Genomic DNA, 25,768 nt, shown 5'->3' on the forward strand with positions numbered 1-25,768 from the left:
ACCTAACACATATTCTCGATCAATCTCATTTAATCCTATCACCAAGGAAACTTAAGAATGCAAATTAAAATACTTGTTTTCTTACCTATCATCTTTTTACAACTAATTTTAAGCCCGCCAATTCAAGCCGATAGCTATACACTCGACGGGGTCATCGCTTACTGGCGATTTGAAGGCCGAACAGAAGGCGAAGTCATCACCGGCAACCCCGGTGGATACAGTTACAACGGCGTCATCATTGACGAAACCGGCAACGGCAACCATCTCTCTGTCTGGGGCAATAACGATGCCGACTTCCTCGGCCGCTCAAACACATTTGGCTCTATAGTCCAAAACACCTCACAACTCAATGAATCTTGCGTCGAAAACATGGGGCCCTACCCTTCCATGTTCACCAAATCATCTTCCGCAAATCCAACTACCGATGTAGAAACAGCCGACTTCTCTAAATTCACCATCGAAGTCAGTTACCGCCCAGTACAAGGCAATACCTGGCGCACTATTGTCGGACGTGATGCTCAAATCCCAGGCAGCCCATCCTCAGCACTCTATCTTCAAATCACGCCAAATAACGCGGTGAGGTTCAGCTACATCGATAAAGATCTTGTCCACCATAGCGTCGCAACCGCCGATGGCTACATCCCAAACAACAACCCCGGCTCGCTCACCGACAACTGGTACCACATCTCCGTTAGTAGCAACGGAAGCAAGTTGCATTTTCGGGTCAAAATTGATGATCCAAATCAATTCAGTTTCGTCTCCTTGGTCGATCTTAATCCGACAACCAACCCGGATATTTACGTCGGCACAGGCAGCGGTTCAGACTGGCACGCAGGTGGCTGGTCTGTTGCACGAGGACTCTTCAACGGCGTACACACCGACCGCGCACTCGGCATGATTGACGAAGTACGCATCTCTAACAAATACGCCACCCACTCACAGGTACTAACATTCCCTCCCCCATCACTTCATGCCAAAAAATGGGTCGATGCGCGCGAAGGAACAGGCACACATGTTAATGCACAAACGCCTCATCGCTCAATCGTCAGACACAACAGCGTCCTCTACGGCGGTGTCGTGATAGGCGGCGTTGAAGGCAGACGCAACACCCGGCTTCAAGTCCTCAAAAGCACGGACAACGGTATCACCTGGGGAAACCTACAAACCTTTGACTTCCTGCCAGACGATCATGCCATACACGATCTCGCCTTCTGGTCGGGTGTCCTGCCCAACGAGACAGAGCCCAGACTTTTAGTTGCGTACGGTGTTAAGGATGAAAGCGGCTCCTCACCAATCTACTCAGTCAACCTGCTCGAAATCAATAACCCCGTCAACTATCCAACCGTTACCACGTTCTCATCACCAATCTTCACCGCCGACAGCTCAGGCAAATTCACAGGTTCGCCCTTCCTTTTCCAACTATCCGACGGCACACTCCAAGCCTATTTCGATTGGGAACAACCTGGCTCGAGCAACCAGTTCATCGGCATGAAACCACTCACCATTAGCGGCAATAGCCTCTCCGTCCCTCCAACTCCCGTCATCGCTTCACGCGCACCACATGGCCTCCTCTCACGTGATGGCATGCCGACCGTCACCATGCTCCGAGCCGATCCGCTCAAGCAAGGCAACGACACACTCCTACTCGTCACCGAAGGCGTCAAATCCTACATCTTCAACGTTCGCCAAAGCGACTCACAGTTCGCTCAAAGAAAGCTCCACCACAACGTCATCTACGGCATCATCGGATACAACGGCGGCAAAACCAACAACGACTGGGATTTCAATAACGACCGAAGCATCATCTACGCTTCGAACACCAAAGATGATCTTGGCAGACCTTACAACGCCTACAACGCTCACGTCGAAAGACTCAGCGATCAAAAAGGACCAGCGGTCGTATCATTCATGACCGATGAGCCCGGTTTCGATCATGCATGGCCCGCTGACTACTCATACCAATGGGTCGTCAATAGACGCGGCCAACTCCGATGTGTCTATTCAACCAACAACTTCAAAACGTGGTCCGATCCGATGGACATCTTCCTCGGCGAATCAAAAGACGGCACAAACATTGCATACTTTAACACGCTCTTCCGTACCGCAGACGGCGAACTCATCACGTTGCACGAAACTTTCACCGGCCGCCGCGTGCACAAACTCGTCGACAATTAAACAACGCCATACACATTGTTCATATGCAAAAACCCCCGACAATTGCCGGGGTTTTTCTCAATTTAAATTACTCAACTTACTCAAAAATCATTCAAGCATTGTTGTATGCTGCTTCAAAAGCCTTCACCGCGGTGCCCGGCTCGATCGCCACGCCTTGTGCAATCAGTTCAGCTTCCATCGCACCGAACGCAACACTGGTGTCTTCAAAATCAACATAACCCATGTGCGAAATGCGGAAGATCTTGCCTTTCCACTTCGCACCGCGACCATCTTGACCACCTGCAATATGCACGCCATGATTATCACGCACCGCACCACGGAACTTGCCATCCACAACACCTTCTGGATAGTAAACGCCCGTCACAGAATCCGAAGGACTCTCACTCGCAAGCGTCAATCCCATCGCCACAAACGCAGCACGTGATGCAGCCGCAAGCTTCTTCGTCTCTGCAATCTTTGCTTCAAGACCATCCTTCAAAATCAAATCACACGCAACATTCTGACCGCGAATCAGCGCAACCGGCGGCGTGAACGGCACATCATTCTTCGCATGGCTCTTCACCCACTTTCGCAGGTCAAGATTGTAAGCAGGCAGATCATGCTCAATTGCATCCAAACGCGCCAATGCACGCTTGCCAAGCCCCACATAACCAAGGCCCGGCGGAAGCATCATCGCTTTCTGCGAACCCGTCACCAAACAATCAATCCCCCACGCATCCATTTCACATTCAAACGCGCCCACTGAAGTAATGCCATCAACAATCAAAAGCGCATCGGTCTTCTGTGTAAGTGCTGCGATTGCTTGCACATCACTCGCCGTCGCCGTTGAAGTATCACTGTGACAAATCGTCACCACAGAAACATCCGGATTCTCATCCAGTGCTTTTTTGATCTGATCAACAGGTGCCGCTTTGCCCCAGTCAAAATTGATTTTGATTTGTTCAAGATTAAGGAACTTGGCATACACGTCATATACGTCTTGCCACCGTTCGCCGAACTTGCCGCCGGCACAGGTAATGACTTTACTGCCAGGCTTCGCGAGGCAAATCTGCGCCGCTTCAAAAGCAGTCGTCCCTGAACCCGCGATCGAAAGTACTGGGCCTTCCGTTTTGAAAATCTTTTGCAGTTTGGCAGAAAGATCGCCAAAAATCGCCTGGAACTGCTTCGTCCGGTGGTGAATGATCGGCTGGGCCAACTCATTCAAGACTTCCTGCGGGACGGCTGTCGGCCCCGGGGTTAGCAAACGCTGCTTAACTTCTGTCGTTGTCATAATTTACCATCTTTCTTCCGATTCGTGGAGAAATAGGGTTTATAAGAATCTCCGGCCCGCCACACGGCAAGTCTGCAGAGAATTCGCCAACGTACCACTCTCCCTCACCTCGGTCAAACCCCATCAATCCTCTCATCGATTCTTCACTCACTCACCCATCAAATCAACATATTGACAACGTGCCATGATTGCCTTGCAATGCAAATGTACATGTTACGAATTTAACTCATTTAAAACTTTGATTTTCCGGAGCCTACATATGAAGTCTAATTTTGTCCTCTTGTTGCTGATCCCATTCACATCGTGCTTTCTCACTGGCTGCCTCATCAATTCAAGCAGTTATAAAACCACCAGCAGGATCATCATCGACTGCCCCACCGGCACCGGTTACCACATCACCATGACCAACACACAAACAAACCAAACAGTCACACTCCCACACACATTAACTTTGCCCAAACAGGAACAATTGATCGTGTTCAATGAATCAACTTCTCCAACAGTTCCACCCACCCTCCGCATCGGCGACGATACCTATCGCATCGACTCCGAATACATCACACCACTCAAAGCATTCAACCGCACGACCAAGGAACATTCCACCAGTGGCGGCAGCTTCGCCGTTCCCTTCATCATTGGCGCCTCCAGCAAAACAACCGAATACACCGACTACATCTACCTCGCCCCCACTGACACACAAGACAACACCACAACAGATGAACATCAATAACACAAGTTCATCTAAAAAAATCAGTTTCATCCACCAGCACCCTTCCGGAATAATCGCATGAAACCCATCCATCTCGCCATTTGCCTGATCGCGCTCACCTTTTTCTCAACCTCATCCCTCTTCGCTCAGGATGACATCGCAAATATCCCCAGCAAGAAAATCCTCATAGATAAAGACAAAAACCAGACCTACTTCCTCATCGGCAACCCCGGCACCTCCGAGGACGCCGCCCCGCAACCCCTCCTCATCATCATGCCCGGCGGCGATGGCTCAGCAGACTTCCACCCCTTCGTCAAACGTATCTATAAATATGCCGCTCCCGAAAACTATCTCGCCGTCCAGCCTGTCGCGCCCATCTGGAACGAAAAGCAAGCCAAACAAGTCGTCTGGCCAACCAAAGGCTATCGCACCAAAGGCATGAAATTCACCACCGAAACCTTCATCGATAACATCATCCAAGACGTACAGTCTAAGTATAAGATTGACACCCAAAGGATCTTCACCCTTTCTTGGTCTTCCTCCGGCCCGGCTGCTTACGCCATCGCTCTCCGTGAAGATACGCCTGTCACCGGATCCTTCATCGCCATGAGCGTTTTCAAATCAAAGAAGAAACAAACCCGCTACGCCAAAAACAAAACCTTCTACCTCTATCAAGGCGACAAAGACCGCGTCACACCCTACCGCTACGCTGTCCTTGCCGAGAAAACACTTAAAAAGGCCGATGCCAATATCACTTTAAAAACCTACAAAGGCGGACACGGCTGGATGCATGCCAACCTCTGGCAAAACATTTCAGATGGGATCAATTTTTTGGATAAGCAAGCAAACAAGAAGCGCGAAGAAAGCAAAGAGGAAGAAACTGAATAACCCACATGCCCGACTGTATACCCTAGCCGTTAACCACCAACATCGGATTAATCTCACACCACATTCATCGCTTCCTCAACACTTCCCACCACCGTAAACAAATCCATGTGTGTTGGCTTGGCGAATTCCTCCCCAATATAGTGCTGCATCAACGTCACAAATGGATCGTAAAACCCCTGCACGTTAACCAAGACGATGGGGCGATCGTGATACTTCAAATACCGCAACACCATGATCTCACTAAGTTCTTCAAGCGTGCCAATCCCGCCGGGCAAAACGATGAACGCATCGCTCTTCGCATCCATCAATCCCTTACGCTCGCGCATCGTTTGCGTTACAACCAATTCATCTGCATCGTGATAGGCAATCTCTATATCCTGCATCGACTCGGGGATGACCCCATATAAATCGGCGCCGGCTGATTGAGCACTTCTTGCCACTTCGCCCATCAAGCCAACCTTTCCGCCCCCCCAAACCAGCGTATGACCACCCTCACCGATCAAACGGCCTAATTCACGCGCTGCGTCCTTATAAATATCAGCTACCCGATCGCTTGCCGAGCAAAACACACATATCTTTTTTTTATGGATCAATGCAAACTTCCTCTACTTTTTTTGTGCAGTCTTGCTCGATAAAGTGATAGCAGCCCTGTTTGGCAAGCCGCATTCTTGTTAAAGCATCCTATTCACACGATGACTAAGAAGCCGCCCCAAAACTTCCCGGAGCAACCTGACTCACGTCATCCTATAGATGACTCACACCCAACGCCTGATCATACAAAACCAACATTAGCTCAGCGTATATTTCGCCCCATCGTGATCATTCTTTTTTTAGGCGGCTACCTCGCCATCGCTGGCACAATCATCGGGTTTTTCGGTAGATGGTGGTGGGTGCTCGATCTCTTTGCCAATTTCAGATTGCAGTACACTTATCCGTTATTGGCCGCGTTGATCACTGCAGCTATCCGGCAAAAATGGCTCCCCGCCACGCTTTTCCTCCTCGCACTGCTCATCAACACCAGCTACATCGCAGCACTTTATCAGTCGCAGCAACCTATCACCGCGACGAACCTTCGGCCACTCAAAATCCTTCATCTCAATCTCAATCGTACCAACAATAATACAGATGCCGTTGTCAAACTCTTCCACGCATCAGATGCAGACCTGATCTTCCTACAGGAAGCCACTGCGCCATGGCTCAGCGCACTCATGGATCAAACCGGATCATACCAACTTGAATTACCTCGTCCGCGCCCAGATGCTTTTGGTATTGCCCTTTTCGTGAACACAAAACCTGAAGGCAACTTCAAACTACGCACCACCCGCATCCTCGATATGACGCCGAGCGCGATAAATATCCCCGCCATCGAAGCGGTCGTTGAATCAGACGACCGAGTGTATTCCGTTTTATCACTGCACGCGTTGCCACCCGTTTCTGCTCATCACAGCAAGGTGCGTAACACACAACTACATGAATCATACCGTTGGGCCATTGCACAAGAGCACCCCGCCATCATCATTGGTGACTTCAATGCGACACCTTTTGCGTATCCCATGCGAGAAATCATCTACCCTTCAGATCCAGATGCGCCAAACCTCAATCTTGCGCAACAAGGACAAGGCTACCGCGGGTCATGGCCTGCTCCTTTCCCGGCACCGCTACGTATCCCCATAGATCACGCGCTTCTTACACCTGATCTCGCTATCACACATTATGCGCTGGGAAATGGTGTTGGGTCTGACCACCTTCCACTGATTGTCCATGTCAGGTCAATTGCAAACCAAAGCAGAATCCGTCCATGACCCACCCCAAGGGTCTCAAATCAACCTTACTCTGTATGTACGATTCCATTCTGCAAGTGAATACTCGTTCACCTATACCCGCTGCTCAATACCCCAATCCCGACTTTCAATCCCGCTCATCTGGCTAACCCTCCACCCATCTCCTAGCACTGCATGCTTGTATCTCCCGACAGAGTTGGTACATTCGATCGACCCACACGCACCGGACCTGCCGTCGGATACAACAATTTGAATCCTAAGAACATACCTACGAAACCCAAAAGCCAAGATACGAACGCCGCCATCGATCTCCCACAAAATCCGTCCGCTCAAACTGCAAAGCTCAACAAAGACTACTCCAACAAAGAGTTGATGATCCGCATGCTCGCCCTTGCCTGGCAGTACAAACGTGGACTGTTCTCACTTCTTGCCATTCAACTGCTCCTGCTCGGGTTGATCATCTCTGCGCTCAATCTCACAGGTTTGGCGATTGATGTGATCCACCGTGGTTTCAATCCTGAGGCCAAAACACCTGAATGGCCCTTCGGCTACCAACCGCCAGTAGATAGTTCGCCACTACAACTCATCCTCATCGTCGGCGGCATCATCTTTACTTTTGCCGCATTACGTTTCGTCCTTGAGCGTATCCTGACCGTTTGGAAGGCAGTCTTCGTACAGACCATGGTCATTGACCTTCGCACCAAGGTTTACAACAAATTACAACGGCTCACATTCCGGTTCTTCGATGACAACGAATCCGCCTCCATCATCAATCGCGTTACTTCCGACGTGCAAGGCTTACGTACCTTTGTCGACACTGTTTTACTTGAAGTGCTTGGCATTATCATTTCTCTGATCATTTATATCTCGTACATGCTACAGATCCATGTCGGGCTCACAATCGCTTGCCTTGCGACAACACCATTGATTTGGCTTACGGTGATTTTCTTTTCACGCATCATCCGCCCAGCTTTCCTGAAAAACCGCAAACTCTTCGACTCAGCAGTACGCGTGATCTCCGAAAACGCCCAAGGCGTTCATGTCGTCAAAGGGTTCGGACTTCAACCCAATCAAGCCGCCACGTTTGCTGCCGCGAATGATAAAGTTACAGCACAGAAAAACTGGACCTTCAATCGTCTTTCAACGTTTGTGCCACTCGTTTCATTTATTGCCACGATCAATATCCCTATCCTTCTGGTTTATGGCGGATACCTCTTCATTCATGACCCCAAATTCAACCTCGGCTCAGGGCTGATCGTCTTCGCCACACTCCTCACGCAAGTTGCCATGCAGATCGGTAACATTGCCAACATCACCAATGGCATGATGCGATCACTAACTGCAGCACAACGTGTTTTTGAAATCCAAGACGCGCCTATCGAAATCAAGTCGCCATCAAACGCTATCTCCCTACCCCGGGCACGTGGCGAGCTTGTGTGCCATAACGTTTCCTTTGCCTACAGCCAAGATAGCCCACCGGTCATTCAGAATATCTCCTTCACCGCGTCTGCTGGCTCATGCATCGCTTTGCTCGGAGCAACCGGCTCGGGCAAGTCCTCACTACTCTCATTAATTCCACGGTTTTACGATCCGACCGCCGGCCATATCACCCTTGATGGGCACAAGCTCACTGATCTTACTCTTGATGATCTCCGTAGAAACATCGGTATCGTTTTCCAAGAAACGTATTTGTTTTCCGTTTCGATCGCAGACAATATCGCCTTCGGTAACCCAACCGCAACGCGTGACCAGATCGTTGCTGCTGCAAAAATTGCTCATGCCCATGAATTTATTGAAGAACTGGAGCACGGTTACGACACACTCCTTCGTGAAGCAGGACAAAACCTCTCGGGCGGACAACGGCAGCGTATCGCTATCGCCCGCGCAGTCCTCCTTGATCCGCCTATCTTGTTATTAGACGATCCCACCGCCGCCGTTGACCCCGAGACAGAACATCTGATCCTTTCCGCCATGGACAACGCCATGTCACAACGCACCACGTTCGTGATAGCCCACCGTTTGTCAACGCTGCAGCGCGCGGACATGATCCTTGTGCTCGAAAATGGTCACATCGTTGAAACCGGCACACACGAAGAATTAATGCAAGCGGATGGTCATTACTACGAAGCCGCAAAACTTCAGATTGCCGACGATCATTCCCGTGAAATCCTCGGACTCGCCCCCATAGCAAGTACGACAAAATCACACTTGGATTCAGAGGCAACAGACATTGATCCGCCATATGCACAGGAATCAGATGCCGCCTCCGCGGAAGGGGGTGATGTATGACACAATCTACAACCACAACACCAACCACCGAAATACAAAACCCCACGACAACATCACAACTTGGTTTGGATGATCTTGTCGCGCTCGACAAACTCGAAGCGATCAAACAACGACCACTCTCACTCAAACTTATCGCTCGGCTATTTCAGTTCACCAAGCCTTTTGCCCGCACACGCAACACACTCCTATGCGTGGTCGTCCTTCGATCAATCCAACTCCCCCTGTTTGGTTGGCTCATGGGCGAAACCATCCGCGGTCCAATCGAAGATAAAGATTTCACCCGCACGATCTATTACGCGCTAGGGCTACTCGCACTGACACTGTTTACCAACTTCACCTTTCATTTCCGTATGAAACTGGCCATGAAGCTCGGTGAATCAGTCGTTCATTCATTGCGCACTAAAATTTTCGACCATCTTCAACAGATGCCGATGCGGTTTTACGATCATACGAAACTCGGGCGCATCATCGCACGCGTCACCTCAGATACGGAAAACCTCCGTCTTGGTGTGCAGGATGTTCTCTTTATCTCACTCGTACAGGCTGGGCAAATGCTCGTGGCTGCGATCGTGATGTTGTACTACGACCCCGCACTCTTTGCAGTACTGCTGATCATGGCGCCGATTCTTGCGATCCTCACGCATCACTTCCGCAAAAAACTTTCGGTCGCTTTCCGTGTGGTACAGGAATCGTTCTCTCGCATTACCGCCAATCTTGCAGAAGCCGTCAACGGTATCCGTGTCACACAAGGCTTTGTCCGCCAAGACAAGAATGCCGAACTCTTTCACGAACTGGTCAAAGATCATTCCAAGAACAATCAGCGCACCGCAGAGCTTTCCGGCTTGTTCCTTCCGTTACTCGAATTAAATTCGCAATTCTTCCTCGCGATCACCATCACACTCGGTGCCTATCAAGTTCTCGCTGGCGGCTTGTACCCACCCGGATCGCAAACCGAAACCTTCGGCTGCATTGTTATCTTCTTCTTTATGGCTCACCTGTTCTTCGGCCCCATCTCTGTCATCGCACGCCAATACAACATGTCACTCACCGCCATGGCTGGCGCAGAGCGCGTCTTCGCACTACTCGACCTGAAACCTCAACCACTTCACGATGCAAATGCAGAAACTGAGTCCGAACTAGCAGGCGAAGTTACTTTCCAAGGTGTCGGCTTTGAATACGAACCTGATACCCCTGTCTTGCAAGATATTAATTTCACCGCTTCAACAGGACAGACCGTCGCACTCGTCGGTGCCACCGGCTCCGGCAAGTCCACCATCATCAAACTCATTGCCAAGTTCTACCTCCCCACACAAGGCGACATCCTTTTCGACGGCACACCTACCTATCAACTCCACACTGACGCGCTCACGGAACACCTTGGCATCGTCCTACAATCCAACTTCCTCTTCACCGGGTCTGTCCTCGACAATATTATGATGGGTAAGCCCGGCTCGACCGAGCAAGACGCCATCGCAGCGGCAGAATCCATCGACTGCCTCGACATCCTCGAACAATTGCCTGATGGCCTGCATACTGAAGTCGGCGAAGCGGGCTCGAACCTCTCGCTCGGACAACGTCAATTGGTTTGCTTTGCCCGCGCGATGCTTGCCGACCCGCGTATCTTGATTCTCGATGAAGCAACCTCTGCCGTTGATACCATCACCGAATCGCGCATTCAACATTCATTGGATTTATTACTCCATAAACGTACCAGCTTTGTCGTTGCCCACCGACTCTCGACGATCCGCTCGGCTGATCTGATCCTCGTCCTTGATCACGGTACCATCATCGAGCGCGGCACACATACCGAACTGCTACATCTCGATGGCACCTATGCCCATCTCTACAAACAGTTCATCCATGCAACACAAAGCCAATAAAATAAGCCGTTCACAAGATCATTCGCCTACCCCTGCTCCACAACCTACAATCATGAACATGACACAATCTTCCCCTGACGAAAAACGCGTCTCGCTTCGTGACATCCGACATTGGGCTCGTGATGGTAAAAAATTCCCAATGATCACCTGTTACGACGCTACCACCGCCCGCCACATCTACGAAGGCGGCTGCCGCGTGTTCCTCGTCGGTGACACCGCCGCACAGATGATCTTGGGGCACGACTCGACGTTGCCGGTGCCTGTTGACTTCATGATTCAACTCACCGCAGCCGTCCGGCGTGGGGCGCCCGGCGCGATCGTGATGGGCGATATGCCGTTTGGTTCCTATCAATGCGGTGATGACATCGCGATGAAGAACGCTTGCAGCTTTTTGGCTGAAGGTGGCGCGGACCTGATCAAGCTTGAGGTGGATCGATCACATGCGATACTTGTCGAACGAATGTCACACGCAGGAATCCCGGTAGTGGCGCATATTGGCTCGCGCCCACAAACCGTGCGTGCCATGGGCGGATTCCATTCCACGGGTCGCACCAAACGGGTTGCGGACATCCTAATCGAAACCGCAGAGACGATGATTGCTCACGGCGCAGTAGCGCTACTTGTCGAAGCAGTGCCCGACGAAGTAACCGAGCGAATCGTCGCGGTTGCAAAACAGCCGGGATCTGGCCGACCTGTCCCGGTTATCGGCTGCGGCGCGGGGCCAGCCGCTCATGGCCATGTGGTGGTGTTCCACGATATTTTCAATCTATCAAGCTGGCAGCCGCCATTTGCCAAGCCCATCTACGACATGGCGACGCCGATCCGTGATGCTGCGGCAAAATGGGTGGAGTTGGTCGAATCTGGCCGATATCTGAAGGACGGCGGACCGTACACCATGATGGAAGAGTAACCCCCACACGAGTTCCTCTGGGGAGCGTGAACTCCGAATAGAAAGCCAAGCTTCTCATAAGTCCACACCTTCTGCTTTCCCTTACCATCATGATGAACCAACCCGCCGCGACATGCGTAACATCTCCGTGAAGCTTTCATGCGTTTATGCCTCGCGACCTGCTTCACGTGACTTGGGATTATTTGCCACTACAGGAGACTCAACATGCAGCGTATCCGCTGGTACGGCCCGTCCATCGTCTTACTCATCACTGTTCTTGCCGTCATGGTCGCTGGCCCTGGTATTGTCCGGCAACTCGCCTACGCAGAGACATCTGCCCGCGTGCAGCTCATCAAAAACGAGCTGGTTGAATCGCCATCACTACAAACACTTTCCGACGCATTCACCAAGGTCGCCGAAGTTGTCGAGCCATCAGTCGTCCATATTCAAATCCTTTCCTCGCGTGCACCACAATCACGCTTTGGCCAAATGCCTGATCGTGCTGACGAGTTCTTCGAACGTTTCTTTGGCGAAGACGGCAGGCCGCGCCGTAGTATTCCCCGCCCACAACAAGATGACCGAGAAGACTACAACCAGTACAACCCAAAGAAACCTGTCGGTAACGGGTCTGGCTGGGTCTATGACACTGAAGGCCACATCATCACCAACAACCATGTTGTTAAAGGCGCTGAATCAATCACGGTTAAATTCCGTGACGGTGCTGAATACGATGCCACTGTGGTTGGCCGCGACGAGAAAACTGACATCGCTGTCTTGAAGGTCAATGCAAAAAATCTTCACGCCGCGACCTTAGCAACCCAAGAAGTTCGTCAAGGCGAGATCGTCTTCGCCTTCGGCTCACCCTTCCGCTTCGACTTCTCAATGACACAAGGCATCGTCTCCGCCAAGGGCCGTCAAGACCTAGGCATCATCGGCGAACAAGGCGCGTATGAAGACTTCATCCAAACCGACGCTGCCATCAACCCCGGCAACTCCGGTGGGCCACTCACCAACATCTACGGCCAAGTCATCGGCATGAACACCGCCATCGCAACCAAAACTGGCGCCTTCAATGGACTCGGCTTCGCCATCCCTGTTGACATGGTCAAGAATATCGCGGCTCAACTGATTGATTCAGGGTCAGTCTCTCGTGGCTACCTCGGCATTCAACTCCCACCTGATGAACTTGATGAGAACATGGCCAAGTCCTTCGGCTTTGAAGGCACTGGCGGCGTCCTCGTTGAGTCTGTACAGCCCGCAGACGGGCCAGCCGGAAAAGCAGGCCTGAAACGCGGTGACATCATCACCAAAATCAACAATATCGACATCCGTTCGATTCCGCAGCTCCGTCGAGTCATTGCAGCCTTCCCCGCAAACACAACCATCAATGTCACTTACTTCCGTGATGGTGACATGCAAAAAACGGATGTTACGCTTGCAGAATTCCCGAAAGATGCACTCGCCCAAGCACCTAATCAGGAGATAGACGAAGAAACACCTGAAGTTTCCGAAGGTGCTGACACATTACGTAAGCTCGGACTCGCTGGCCTACAAACTTTCACTGATCAGATCGCAGAACGCGAAGATGTGACCTTCACCCCCGGCGTCCTGATCAAATCCGTGCGCCCTGGTTCAGTCGCAGCACTTGAAGGCCTACGCCCACCCATGCTCATCACGCACGTTCAAGGCGCAGCCGTCACGAATGTCACTGAACTCACCGAAGAAATCGCCAAATACAATCCTGAAAACGGCATCCGTATCACCATCTCCATCTGGGATCCGCGGCAGAAGAAGTACTCACAGCTCTTCCGCTTCCTCGAACTCCCTGAAGCGGATGGTTGATAGAACCACACAATCACATCATGCGTAATACATGATGTTAACCATCTGACAGACATCAACATTGATGCGCCAAGCGGGTCGGCCTCCTCCTCCGACCCGCTTTTTCTATGCGCCCTTTTCATGCCATGAATCCCTAGCCCTCGCCCACCTCCTTCTGCTATCATGAGCCACCATGAGTGACACACCAAACACGCCTGCACAATCCCACACCTCTCCCATCCTCGAGGTCAAAAACCTCAAAACATACTTCCCCGTCAAACGCGGCCTGCTCCGCAAACACGTCGGCAACGTCAAAGCCGTCGACGATGTCTCGTTCTCCGTCGGCCAACAAGAAACCCTCGGCCTCGTCGGCGAATCAGGCTGCGGCAAATCAACCGTCGGCCGAACCATCCTCCGACTCATCCCACACACCTCAGGCTCCGTCACATTCCAAGACCAAGACGTCTTCGCCGCTTCATCTTCCGAGATGAAAGCCTACCGCCGACAAATGCAGATGATCTTCCAAGACCCCGTCGGCTCCCTCAACCCACGCATGACCATCCGTCGCATCATCGGCGAACCCATGCAAGTCCACCGCATCGCAACTGGCTCCGAACTCGACGACCGCATCGCCACACTTCTCACCAAATGCGGCATGCTCCCCGAGCATATGTACCGCTACCCACACGAATTCTCGGGCGGACAACGACAACGCATCGGCATCGCCCGCGCTCTCGCACTCAACCCCAAATTCATCGTCTGCGACGAACCCGTCTCCGCACTCGATGTCTCCGTCCAATCACAAATCCTCAACCTCCTCCAAGACCTCCAGGAAGAGTTCGGCCTCTCCTACCTCTTCATCGCACACAACCTCGCCGTCGTCGAACACTTCTGCGATCGCATCGCCGTCATGTACCTCGGCCGCATCGTTGAACTCGCCGACCGAGAAACGCTTTATCGCAACCCAATCCACCCATACACCAAAGCCCTCCTCTCTGCCGCCCCCAATCCCACACCCCGCGGCAAAAAACAGCGCATCATGCTGCTCGGCGATGTCCCTTCGCCTATCTCCTTCTTTAAAGATGAAGAAAAGCTCGCCGCAGAAATCACCGCCGGCACCGTCAATGAAATGACTGAAGAAGAACGTGCCGAGGCTGCCGCCGAACTCGACACCTCCGTCGCCACCATCACCCGCAAATCGCTTCTCGATCGTCCGCCCCTTGTTCCAGTTGAAAATGAGCCCGGCCACTTCGTCTCCAAACATGTGTAGCGGATAAAAAAGTCGTTAAATATTTTTAAAATTGAACCTCAAAGTCGCAGTAGCATGCTGCGACATTTTTTGTGCCGTTGATGACATACGCTACGGAGTGATAAGAGGCGGTGAAAATGTTTGGGGGTAGCATGTAGAGTTCAGACTGTGAAGACGGGTGCTTCCGGTAAACGCCAGAGAAAATCGTATTGATAATAATGATGCTAATCGTTGAGAAATGAGATTCATCGCCTAAAGTTTTTTGCATCTGCAAGAGCGAGTAGATGATTTGTAAGTATGGCATGAACGCACTATCAATCAATGCGATACAAGCAGGTTCAGCTTAAGGTCTTCAGATTAAACAATCGAAAACTGGCTTATGTAAAGGAACAAGACATGAAGAAATGCTGTGTTGCAGGCGCAGCCACAATGGCTGTTCTATTAATGGAAATCGGAGATACAAAAGTAGAAGGCGCGAGTATCCAAGTTACTGGTGTAGGGGATGTACAGGTTCCTTTCAACGAATCGGATGCTAATGTAAATCTTGGCGATGTATTTACATTCAATTTGAGATATACACTTGATAACGGCGGGCAACCGTTGTTTGAGCAAGAAGAAGGGCATCCTTTAATCGAAGGCGATTTAGCAGATGGGACTCAGAATGGCTTAGTGCTAGAGCAATTTGAATTCACAGTTGGCGATGTAACATATGATTTGCTCGCTAATGATCCTGATTTTGTGAATGATCCGAGTGTTCTATCGACAATCTTTGTAAACCAAGGAAATGGATTCGATATCGCAGATAACTGGAATTTAGCTTTCCAAGACGCGAGCTTGGGGAATAACACACCGAACGGCATTCTTTTGGACTTTGACACGTTTCTCTCTGTTGACGGCGTACCGGTTGATGGACTTGAAGAAGGCGATTTAAATCCATTTGATGAATCCGTCCTTGGCCCAGCAACTTTCACCGTCTTAGGTACAAGAAATGATCAAGCAAGACCGCTATTTGGTGGTGTTATTGATTCAATTGACGTGACACTTATTCCAGATGAACCGACTGTTGCAGTGCCTTCACCTGCCGCAGCAGGACTCGGTTTGAGTATGTTGGCTTTACTTGCCATGAAAAGACGTGATAGAAAGGCCGCTTACTGAAGCATCAATAAAAATAGCCCTAGGCAAAACTGGTTCAACAACGAAACCAATGAAAAAGTTGCGATTTAACCTCGCGACTTTTTTTGTGCCTGCCACCGCTGACTTTTGTGCAAGATGACGACGCCTCCTCCGATGGCGTAAAACGCATTCAAGCACCCTCAAATGAGTAACATTGCCTAGAAGCGAAGATTCCGCTACCATGTTCCTCCTTCTGGCCCCGGCGATGTGCCTCGGCCAACAAGTCAATGGTCACGCAAGTCATGACATTGGGCAGGTTTACAACAGACCTCGTCATGGCCAGTGAAGCTTCAAAACTTCATGCAACGCCCTCCGGAGACACCAAAATGGTTAGACTTCGCTTGAAACGTATGGGTCGCACCCACTCGCCTTACTACCGTATCTGCGCGATGGATTCTCGTTCCGCTCGTGACAGCCGCGCGATTGAATACCTCGGACAGTACGATCCTTGTAACAAGGACGAGGAAAAGCAGATCAACGTCAACACCGAACGCGCTCAGTACTGGCTTTCCGTCGGTGCACAGCCATCCGACACCGTCGCCTCCATCCTCAAAAAAGCAGGCGTCGACCCCACCCCCGGCAAAAAAGGCTAATCACCCCGGCCGTAGAAGCCGTCACATAGACGGTCAAATCGAATTTTAAAAACGCTCGGCTTCCAGCTGAGCGTTTTTCTTACTTCACCTCCGTTCACGTACAATAGTCCCATGCGTATCGACATCCTCACACTCTTCCCCGAAATGTTTCAAGGCGTCCTCGGCTCGTCCATCCTCAAACGCGCCGCCGAGCCTGTCCTCATCAAATCCGACAGTACCACACGCCCACCTGTGTGTTCCTACCACGTCCACAACATTCGTGATCACACCACCAATCGCCATCAAAAAGTCGATCAACCTCCTTATGGCGGCGGCCCCGGCATGGTCATTCAACCACAACCTGTTTATGACTGCGTACAAGCCGTAGAAGCTGAGCAATCGGATACCTCCGCCCGCCGCATCCACCTCACACCAACTGGTAAACCATGGACACAAAAACTTGCTGAAGAATACGCACAACTTCCGCGCATTCTCCTAATCGCCGGCCACTACGAAGCCATCGACCAGCGCGCCATCGACACACTCCAGCCCGATGAAATCTCCATCGGCGACTATGTTCTTTCAGGCGGCGAGCTTGCGGCTATGGTCCTGATCGACTCCATCGTTCGGCTGATCCCCGGCGCACTCGGACATGATGAATCAGCGCACAATGATTCATTTTCCGAAGGGGCTAAGCGCCTGTTAGACCATCCACACTACACCCGCCCAGCCGTATGGAATGACATGCCTGTCCCCGATGTTCTCATGTCCGGCAACCACGCACACATCGAAAAATGGCGTGAAGAACAATCCCTCAAAATCACTCAGCAAAACCGCCCGGATCTGCTGAATCATTAAGTTAAGTCGCTGGCTTCTCAGCTATCAACATGCATGCATAATCTTTGCGGTAGCGACGCGGACTTTGCGAAAAAGCTTTTTTGAAACGTTTGGAAAAATAAAATGCACTTTGAAAGCCAACTTCTTTGGCAATCGTCATGATCGGCAAAGCTGTATATTCAAGCAAATGCTTAGCTCGCCGCAAGCGTATCCGCTCAACATAAACCTGAATAGATTCATCGACTTGATCCCGAAATAGATGCGCTAACCGCGAGCCACTGAGCCCCACCACCTCACCCAAACGGGCAACCGACAGATCCGCCTCAAGATGTTCGAGTACATACTGCTTCACCTCACGAACACGATCATCCAGCGGTAATACCTGATCCTTATCGCTAGCTTTAATACACATCAGCAGCACACGCTGTAGTGCATTTTCCGCCAGCATGATTTGCCAATGGTCATCAAGATCGCTTGCACGCATTGCGGACTGATGCAGTATCTTCATCGCAGCAAGCATTTGCGATCTATCTCCAACAGGAAATTGCACATAGCCTGGCCCCTGATCCATGTTAGGCCATCGCACAAGCTCAGCACTATCTGCAGGCATCTGAAAATGTGCCCAAAACAAATGCCAACTCCTCGCAGCAGGATAAGTCCCATATACATGCCTACTTCCTGGCGAAAGAAGCACGACATCTCCAGCCTCGGTGAGTACTTGGCCGCGATCATTCTCGACCATACCTCTTCCAGATTTTGTGTAGATTAAAGCGTAATCATTGCGTCCCCTAGGGCGATCCACACGGTAACCTGCATCTTGACGATGCTCGCCAGCAATCAATCCTAACCGTCGCACCGAATGCTCTTTCCGTAACGTCATAGCAGAATATTACATGTAAATAGCAGTAGATGCCATACCTTCTTTCGCATATTTCATCGATAATCCTCGTGCAATCGGCGGCTTTTCATACCTTACCCACGGAGTCGAAATATGGATTCACATCGCCTGTCAGCCAAGCAAGTTTGCACCTATGAACGCGAAGGCTATCTCGTTCTACCATCACTATTCTCAGCACAAGAGATCGATGACCTGCACCAACACGCACGGTCAGACCCAAAACTGGAAACTCAATCGGTTCAACATGCCGACGCATCCGGCAAGTCCTCTCGGCTATGGATCACCGACGAACTCAATGAAGATTTGTATTCATCTTTTGCCACATCACCACAGGTGATCGCACCGGTAACGCAATTACTCGGTGAAACACCATTGCATTTTCATCACAAAGTCATGCAGAAACAGCCTCGCACCGGCGGTGCATGGGAATGGCATCAAGACTACGGTTACTGGTATGCACTCGAGCAATTTCCGTACCCATCGCTCATCTCATGCTACATCGCCATCGACAAAGCCACCCGCGAGAACGGCTGCCTTCAACTTCTAGCTGGCTCACATCTGGCCGGCCGAATTGATCACGGACTTACCGGGGAACAGCACGGCGCAGATATGACGCGTGTTGCAGCGCTACAGCAAAAACTTCCGTTAATTTACGGTGAACTCAATCCTGGCGATGTACTCCTTTTTCACAGCAACACCCTACACCGCTCGGATGACAACATCTCAAACAATCCACGATGGTCATTGATCTGCTGCTACACTGCCGCATCAAATCTCCCATTACGTGAAGACAATCCCCCCAGACTCACGCCCATTCCTGCCATGAACGACATATATCCTTCTTAGAACGTGTTGTGGGGAACAATCGGTCATCGGATCATTTTTATTTTGTCCGGCCACCACGCAAGCTCAATGCGGTTTCAGCACAAACGAATGATCGCGGTACAAAAGAACATATATTTTTTCCGTGTGAATGGATTAATCTCCGCGGGCAAATGATTAAACTGTGCTACCATCCAGGCCTTATGACCGATTATTTCCCTTCCTTTTAAGAAGTTAAACATGCCAGTTACAACTGAAGTGGCCGACCATCGGCCAAAACGAGGCGGCATCGCTTGGCGCGAGCTTAGTCTGCCTGTCATCATTGCCATCGGGGGAATGCATGTGATCGCACTGCTTGCGCTTTGGCCAGCGCTATTTACTTGGTCCGGACTCGCCATGTTTGTGTTTTTCTTTTGGCTTAGCGGCGGAATCGGGATCAACCTTTGTTATCACCGACTCATGACGCACCGGTCATTCAAAACACCCAAGTGGTTTGAACGTGTATTGCTTCTAATCGCCTCGTTAGCATGGCAAGGTGGCCCGGTAAACTGGGTTGGCGTCCACCGCCTACACCATAAACACTCGGATACAGATCACGATCCCCACAGCCCCAAGCATGGCTTCACTTGGTCGCACATTCTTTGGATGATGCACAAAGAGGTTGAAGGCGTGAAAGGCAGCGAAGCCGCGAAAGATCTTCTGCGTGATACATTCATTCGCAGACTGGACCGATTCTTTTGGGTGCCACAGATCGCACTTGCAGGACTGCTGTTTCTTGCGGGTTGGCTGATTGCGTCGCCGATGCTTGGCTTGTCGTGGGTGGTTTGGGGTGTGGCATTGCGAACAGCTGGCGTATTCCACGTGACATGGTTCGTGAACTCAGCCGCTCATACCTGGGGCTATCAGAACTACAAGAACACACATGAGAACTCAACGAACCTGTGGTGGGTTGCACTGCTGAGCTTTGGTGAGGGCTGGCACAACAACCATCATGCCCACCCGCGTTCTGCGGCGCACGGCCTAAGGTGGTTTGAAGTCGACATGACCTATTGGACGATCAAGGCGTTGTCCTGGGTTGGGCTCATCTGGGAAATCCAAATCCCAGCCGAAGAGAAAATGCCATCCTATCAGGCCCCCAAGCCGATCATGCCCGTGAAGATAGCGCCTGACTCGACAAGCACGGCAAGAGCCGCTAGACTATGCGGCTCGGCTTCAGGTCCGGAGTAAGCACTCTGCGCACCTGAATCGCCATCTGATACGTAAACACTGAAATAGCAACGAGATAACGTCATGAGCGACGCCATTATCAAAGCAATCGAAGAAAAGCAGATCCGCACAGACCTGCCTGAAGTCTCCGTCGGCGACACAGTCGATGTACACGTCAAGATCATCGAAGGCGCCAAAGAGCGTATTCAGGTCTTCTCAGGTGTGGTTTTGAAGATTCAAGGTGGCGGAATCAATCGCACCTTCACCGTTCGGCGTATTGTGGCGAACGAGGGCGTGGAAAGGACTTTCCCATTCGCCTCACCACGTATCGACAAGATCAATATCGTGCGTTCGGGGCACACCCGCCGTGCGAAGCTTTATTACCTGCGTGAACGCGTTGGTAAGAAACGCCGCTTGCGTGACCGCCGCCGAGGCTTGGGTCGTGCAACGGCTCCTGAAGTCGCAGCCGCACCAGCGGAATCCGCTGAGTAATCAGCATCGCGCGATGAATGGTGAGACGCTCGCAGCATAAAACCTGCAGCATGCAAAACGACTAAACCAGCCCTGAGCCCCCGGTCATCGGTACGGCAATCAGGGCTGTTTTTTTATTGATGACGGGCTAATTGGGGATACGTTGGTGAGCATTCGTGGAAAATGGCTCAATCACATAGACTGAGTAAACAGGTGACGATTGGGCTAAATAAAGATTGACAGAAGCCGCTGATTGGAGCGCATCATGAGCGAGAAGCAAAACGTGAAAGGCAAGGAAGCCGAGAGCAAGTCAAGTTCGGAGTTACTGGCGGATCGACGGCGGAAGCTGGACCGATTGCGCGAGGAATTCGAGATTGACCCCTTTGGGCAACGCACTGATGGATTGCTCACCGTAGCTGGCGCTCGGAATGCTTATGATCAAGCCGCTGATGAAGCACATAAAGAAAACGCAGATGTTGATGACCGCCCGATCGTGCGTGTCGCAGGCCGTGTGGTGCAGCACCGTGTGATGGGCAATCTGATTTTTATGTCGATCCGTGATGAGACTGGTGACATTCAGCTTGCGGTTTCGAAAAAAATGGTCGGGCAACCAGCGTTTAAGCTGGCGAAGCTGACGGATTTGTCGGACATCGTGTTTGCTGAGGGGCCGCTCGCCACGACCAAGACCGGCGAGATTTCAGTCTGGGCAACCTCATCTGTTTTAGAAGAAGAAAACCAAACACCAGCCGAGGCAGGGTTTCAGATTCTCACCAAGTCTCTCGCCCTGCCCCCAGGAAAATTCCACGGCCTGCAAGATCAAGAGCAACGCTACCGCAAGCGTTATGTTGATTTATATGCAAATCCGGATGTGATGCAGAACATGAAACGCCGCTCGCAAATCATTAAAGGCGTGCGTGATTTCTTAACGGACCCACCGAAGGATTCGGAACTGAGCGGGCCGTACCTTGAAGTGGAAACCCCGATGATGCAGTCGATTCCGGGCGGTGCTGCCGCACGACCATTCGTGACGCATCATAATGCTTTGGATATTGAATTGTATCTGCGGATCGCACCGGAGCTTTATTTAAAGCGTTTGCTCGTCGGTGGGATGCTGCGTGTGTTTGAGATTAATCGCAACTTCCGCAATGAAGGATTAAGTCCACGACATAATCCTGAGTTTACGATGCTGGAGCTTTATGAAGCATTCGGCGACTTGTATTCGATCATGAACCTCGTCGAGAAGCTCTTCCAGCATGTGGCAGATACGGTTTGCGGCGGACAGAAATTGATGTTTGGTGATGTGGAGATTGATTACAGCAACTTCCGCAGAGCGAAGTATCTGGATTTATTTGTGGAGCACAACGGGTTTGATCATGCGGATCATGAGAAGCTGGTGGAGAAGGCGAAGAAGTTGCATATTGATCCGGCAGATTTTGGCGATCATGATCAACTGCTAAATACGGTCTGGGAAGAAACGGTGGAAGAACATCTGGTGCAGCCGACGTTTGTGATTGATTATCCGGCGAGCTTGTGTCCACTCACGAAGCGTAAGCCGAACGAGCCAGAGATTGCTGAGCGATTTGAGCTGTTCATTGCAAAAATGGAACTGGCCAATGCGTATACGGAACTTAATGATCCGGATGTACAGGAAGAAAACTTCAGCGGACAGGTCGAGGGACTCGACGAAGAGGAAGCAATGTTCCGCAACGTGGATGAAGATTTCTTAGAGGCGTTGAAGGTTGGTATGCCGCCGGCTGGGGGATTGGGCATCGGCATCGACCGCATGGTGATGCTGTTAACCAATCAGCGATCAATCCGCGATGTGATTTTGTTCCCGCTGATGAAACCACAGGGCTAGCACACCGTCATAATAGGTAACCGGCACTTGCTTGGGCGCACCGCGTCACAGGCGATGAATGGCACAACGGGCATGTTCCGTCGGGGTTTCTGATGCTGATTTCCATTTGCTGTGGCCACTCAACACGAAAATCGCAGAAGATCACCCACTTTTGCTGATAAACTTATGGGGCCAGCAAAGCCCCGGGCGATTTGCCGCGCTAACAGTGAACCCAAACTGATCTCTCACAGATCGGTCCACCTGCGACTGGATGCTCATGTATAAACTGCTACTGATTCTGAAATATCTGAGACGTAAACTGGCGCCAATGTTTGCCACGCTAGCAGTGATGCTGTGCGTCATGATGGTGATCATTGTCACGAGTGTGATGGGCGGGTTCTTGGACCTGCTTAGAACCAGTGCACATAAGCTGAGCGGAGATGTCTCAGTAGTCGGGAGCGTGACGGGATTTCCATATTATGAAGAGATGATTGCAGAAGCGATGAAGCGACCGGAGGTCGAGAGCGGTACGCCGGTGATCCGATCCTTTGGCTTGCTAAACCTGAAGTTTGGACGTTCGGGATTGTCCGGCAGCACTGAGCCGGTCGAAGTCATGGGGATCATTCCCGAACAGTACAACCAAATTGCAGAATACAAAGGATCACTACTGTGGACGAAGGAAAAGCAGCTCGAAGAGTTCAACGCATATATCAATCGTGAACGTGAACGATTAAATGAAGAATTCGAAGCACTTTCGAGTAGCCTAACCGATCCAGAAGAAATGAAACAGCTTGAAGCGTCATTAGCCACAGCTAATCAGCGCTTAGACCAATCTCATAAGGAAGGAATTGCCTTCAGGGAAGAGCTTGATCTAACGCAGATGGGAATGAAGCTTGAGCCAAGCAAGGCGGCAGTCATGCGTAATGGCGGGGAAGTACTGCCGGGAATGGTGATCGGCGTAGAAGTCAATCCCTATCAACGGCGAGATTCGCAAGGGCAGTATTCATTAAGCAGCGCAGCCATGGGTTACAACGGTGCATTGACATTAGTACCGCTGACGGAAAAAGGCGACTGGGGCGGAACGCCAGCCTATGCAGAGTTCGCCATTGTGAACGAATTCAAGAGTGGCCTGTATGACGTGGATTCAAACCGTGTGTATGTGCCACTGGATGTGGTGCAGAAAAAGCTGGACATGGAAGCAATCGAAGCTGACCCGGATGATCCGGATATTGTTGGCGCACCCGCTAGAGTTACACGAGTTTTATTCAAGAGCGCCCCAGGGTACACGCCAGAACAAACACGTGAAGCGGTACAGCTTGCGGTCAGAGAAGTCATGGCCAAGCACGACGCACGGCAGTTTGTCCGCGTCCAAACATGGGAAGAAGAATACGCTCACTTGCTGGGCGCGGTGCAGAACGAAAAGGGATTGGTCACGTTTTTATTCGTGATCATCAGTATCGTCTCCATCGTCATGGTAGCAACCACGTTCTATATGATCGTCTTGGAAAAAACACGGGACATCGGCGTGATGCGGGCCATCGGTGCAAGCAAAGCAGGGATCATGAATCTGTTCCTCGGGTACGGCTTTGCGATCGGTGTATTGGGTGCGGTCTTCGGCGTGCTGCTGGCTTATTTCATTGTCACACACTTAAACAATTTCCAACATGCCATCGGTCATCGGCTGTTTACCTATGCAGGTTCGATCGGCATCCTCATCATTGCCGCGACCATCCTTAGCACGATCGCAGCACTCATCGGCAAACGGCGGGAGAATGCGTTTGAATGGTTCCTCGGCACACTGCTTGTCGTGCTTGTCGGCGGCAGCGCAATCATGTTCTACACTTTCCCAGAGATCAATCTTCCATGGCTAAGCGCGTATGACGCAACGTATGGCATTATTGTCTGGGACCCGCAGACGTACTTCTTCGATCGTATCCCCAGCAAAGTTCAGATGACTGATGCCACGGTCATTGGTATCGCAGCAATCATCAGCAGCGTGATTGGCGCATTAATTCCGGCAATTTTCGCTGCCATGCAGGATCCAATCGCAGCACTGCGATATGAATAAACCTCCTTCAAAACTCGCCACCCGAAGCTATGGCAAGTCACGCAAAAATATGATCACGATAAGCATCTAAGCGACGAACAGAGACCATAACATGACCTCAACAAGCAAGCCCATGAATGATGCAGAACAACAACCCAGCCGATCATCGCAAGCACCTGTGCTCGTTGCTGAAGGCTTGGAAAAGATCTATCGCATGGGTGGACAGGAATTGAAAGTGTTGCGCGGGGTGGACATGCATGTGGCGCGTGGGGAGTTTACAGCAATTTTCGGACGGTCGGGTTCAGGCAAAAGTACACTCTTGCATTTACTTGGTGGATTAGACAGGCCAAGCGCAGGACAAGTAACATTTAATGGCGATGACATTTACAAATTGCGATTTGGAAAATTAGATCGCTATCGCAACAAGCATGTCGGGTTTGTGTTTCAGCAGTATCATTTGTTACCAGAGCTGAGCGCACTGGAGAATGTGCTAATCGGCTCAATGATTGGCAAAGGGATTTTAGGATGGCTCGGCGGTCGATCCAAAGCGCGAAAGAAAGCCATGGAGCTTTTAGATCTGGTGGGCTTGAATGAGCGAATGAAGCATCGACCGAGCAAGCTGTCGGGGGGTGAGCGGCAACGTGTTGCGATTGCACGAGCGCTGATTAACGAGCCGGATGTTTTGTTGGCCGATGAACCGACAGGGAATCTGGATGTGGATACGAGCGGAACGATTGTGGAGCTTTTCCAGCAGCTTCATCGTGACGGGCAAACGCTGGTGATGGTGACACATGATGAGGGGATTGCGGAGATTGCAGACCGAACACTGCGTTTGGCAGGTGGAAAAGTACAGATATAACTTGCCAAAGGCCAAATGGGCCAGAGAACACGTCTGATTATGGGAACCGCACTCGTCTGGATAAGTGAATGCGGACCCAGAGAAGTGACGATATA

Annotated in this window: 21 protein-coding genes; 18 read left to right on the forward strand and 3 right to left on the reverse strand. The window is 51.1% G+C overall.

The features are described from left to right. Positions 1–57: 57 nt before the first annotated feature. Positions 58–2,175 carry a hypothetical protein gene (locus ACQ6WK_RS13700; protein ID WP_432797944.1) on the forward strand — a complete coding sequence of 706 codons (2,118 nt, stop codon included), beginning with the start codon at positions 58–60 and terminating at the stop codon, positions 2,173–2,175. Between the two features lie 91 nt (positions 2,176–2,266). Here ACQ6WK_RS13700 and ACQ6WK_RS13705 read toward each other — a convergent pair whose 3' ends face one another. Beyond that, positions 2,267–3,445, reverse strand: a complete 1,179-nt coding sequence (locus ACQ6WK_RS13705; RefSeq protein WP_432797945.1) for a pyridoxal-phosphate-dependent aminotransferase family protein — start codon at positions 3,443–3,445, stop codon at positions 2,267–2,269. Positions 3,446–3,704: 259 nt separating this feature from the next. On the opposite strand from ACQ6WK_RS13705, the gene ACQ6WK_RS13710 reads away from it, so the two are divergent. Both ACQ6WK_RS13710 and ACQ6WK_RS13715 read left to right on the forward strand, forming a co-directional pair. After that, positions 3,705–4,175 carry a hypothetical protein gene (locus tag ACQ6WK_RS13710; protein WP_432797946.1) on the forward strand — a complete coding sequence of 157 codons (471 nt, stop codon included), beginning with the start codon at positions 3,705–3,707 and terminating at the stop codon, positions 4,173–4,175. 57 nt (positions 4,176–4,232) lie between these two features. Further along, positions 4,233–5,042 carry an alpha/beta hydrolase gene (locus ACQ6WK_RS13715; protein WP_432797947.1) on the forward strand — a complete coding sequence of 270 codons (810 nt, stop codon included), beginning with the start codon at positions 4,233–4,235 and terminating at the stop codon, positions 5,040–5,042. Between the two features lie 53 nt (positions 5,043–5,095). Here ACQ6WK_RS13715 and ACQ6WK_RS13720 read toward each other — a convergent pair whose 3' ends face one another. Next, complete coding sequence (locus ACQ6WK_RS13720) at positions 5,096–5,635, reverse strand: TIGR00730 family Rossman fold protein (protein ID WP_432797948.1); 540 nt, start codon at positions 5,633–5,635, stop codon at positions 5,096–5,098. Positions 5,636–5,734: 99 nt separating this feature from the next. On the opposite strand from ACQ6WK_RS13720, the gene ACQ6WK_RS13725 reads away from it, so the two are divergent. The 9 genes from ACQ6WK_RS13725 (at position 5,735) to trmD (ending at position 17,554) form a co-directional block, all read left to right on the forward strand. Continuing rightward, on the forward strand, positions 5,735–6,844 hold the full coding sequence (locus ACQ6WK_RS13725; RefSeq protein WP_432797949.1) for an endonuclease/exonuclease/phosphatase family protein: 1,110 nt from the start codon (positions 5,735–5,737) through the stop codon (positions 6,842–6,844). A 228-nt stretch (positions 6,845–7,072) separates the two neighbouring features. Next, entirely contained in the window at positions 7,073–9,112 is a 2,040-nt protein-coding gene (locus ACQ6WK_RS13730; protein WP_432797950.1) for an ABC transporter ATP-binding protein, read from the forward strand. Continuing rightward, entirely contained in the window at positions 9,109–10,992 is a 1,884-nt protein-coding gene (locus tag ACQ6WK_RS13735) for an ABC transporter ATP-binding protein (RefSeq protein WP_432797951.1), read from the forward strand. The genes ACQ6WK_RS13730 and ACQ6WK_RS13735 overlap by 4 nt, the downstream gene beginning before the upstream one ends. A 58-nt stretch (positions 10,993–11,050) precedes the next feature. Next, positions 11,051–11,902, forward strand: coding sequence for a 3-methyl-2-oxobutanoate hydroxymethyltransferase (locus ACQ6WK_RS13740; RefSeq protein WP_432797952.1), 852 nt, complete (start codon positions 11,051–11,053; stop codon positions 11,900–11,902). Between the two features lie 204 nt (positions 11,903–12,106). Further along, a complete protein-coding gene (locus ACQ6WK_RS13745; protein WP_432797953.1) occupies positions 12,107–13,723 on the forward strand; it encodes a trypsin-like peptidase domain-containing protein in 1,617 nt (538 codons plus the stop codon). 172 nt (positions 13,724–13,895) lie between these two features. Further along, entirely contained in the window at positions 13,896–14,972 is a 1,077-nt protein-coding gene (locus ACQ6WK_RS13750; RefSeq protein WP_432797954.1) for an ABC transporter ATP-binding protein, read from the forward strand. 375 nt (positions 14,973–15,347) lie between these two features. Then, entirely contained in the window at positions 15,348–16,106 is a 759-nt protein-coding gene (locus ACQ6WK_RS13755) for a hypothetical protein (RefSeq protein WP_432797955.1), read from the forward strand. Positions 16,107–16,450: 344 nt separating this feature from the next. Continuing rightward, a complete protein-coding gene (gene rpsP, locus ACQ6WK_RS13760) occupies positions 16,451–16,717 on the forward strand; it encodes a 30S ribosomal protein S16 (protein ID WP_432797956.1) in 267 nt (88 codons plus the stop codon). Positions 16,718–16,828: 111 nt separating this feature from the next. After that, positions 16,829–17,554, forward strand: a complete 726-nt coding sequence (gene trmD / locus ACQ6WK_RS13765) for a tRNA (guanosine(37)-N1)-methyltransferase TrmD (protein WP_432797957.1) — start codon at positions 16,829–16,831, stop codon at positions 17,552–17,554. Position 17,555: 1 nt separating this feature from the next. Here the strand turns inward: trmD and ACQ6WK_RS13770 are convergent, their stop codons facing one another. Continuing rightward, positions 17,556–18,413: a helix-turn-helix domain-containing protein gene (locus tag ACQ6WK_RS13770; protein ID WP_432797958.1), complete on the reverse strand. Its 858-nt coding sequence runs from the start codon at positions 18,411–18,413 to the stop codon at positions 17,556–17,558. 111 nt (positions 18,414–18,524) lie between these two features. Between ACQ6WK_RS13770 and ACQ6WK_RS13775 the strand changes: the two genes are divergently transcribed. The 6 genes from ACQ6WK_RS13775 (at position 18,525) to ACQ6WK_RS13800 (ending at position 25,673) form a co-directional block, all read left to right on the forward strand. Next, entirely contained in the window at positions 18,525–19,277 is a 753-nt protein-coding gene (locus ACQ6WK_RS13775) for a phytanoyl-CoA dioxygenase family protein (protein ID WP_432797959.1), read from the forward strand. 216 nt (positions 19,278–19,493) lie between these two features. After that, positions 19,494–20,480 (forward strand): acyl-CoA desaturase, encoded by a 987-nt coding sequence (locus ACQ6WK_RS13780; protein ID WP_432797960.1) that lies wholly within the window; start codon positions 19,494–19,496, stop codon positions 20,478–20,480. 63 nt (positions 20,481–20,543) lie between these two features. Further along, the gene (gene rplS, locus ACQ6WK_RS13785) at positions 20,544–20,951 is read left to right on the forward strand and encodes a 50S ribosomal protein L19 (RefSeq protein WP_432797961.1); all 408 of its coding nucleotides are present in this window, start codon (positions 20,544–20,546) and stop codon (positions 20,949–20,951) included. Between the two features lie 244 nt (positions 20,952–21,195). Continuing rightward, on the forward strand, positions 21,196–22,788 hold the full coding sequence (gene lysS / locus ACQ6WK_RS13790; protein WP_432797962.1) for a lysine--tRNA ligase: 1,593 nt from the start codon (positions 21,196–21,198) through the stop codon (positions 22,786–22,788). Positions 22,789–23,128: 340 nt separating this feature from the next. Beyond that, a complete protein-coding gene (locus ACQ6WK_RS13795) occupies positions 23,129–24,835 on the forward strand; it encodes an FtsX-like permease family protein (protein WP_432797963.1) in 1,707 nt (568 codons plus the stop codon). Between the two features lie 91 nt (positions 24,836–24,926). Then, the gene (locus ACQ6WK_RS13800; RefSeq protein ID WP_432797964.1) at positions 24,927–25,673 is read left to right on the forward strand and encodes an ABC transporter ATP-binding protein; all 747 of its coding nucleotides are present in this window, start codon (positions 24,927–24,929) and stop codon (positions 25,671–25,673) included. Positions 25,674–25,768: the final 95 nt, after the last annotated feature.

It is taken from the genome of Poriferisphaera sp. WC338, assembly GCF_050931845.1.
In the GTDB taxonomy this organism is placed as follows: Bacteria; Planctomycetota; Phycisphaerae; order Phycisphaerales; family Phycisphaeraceae; genus Poriferisphaera.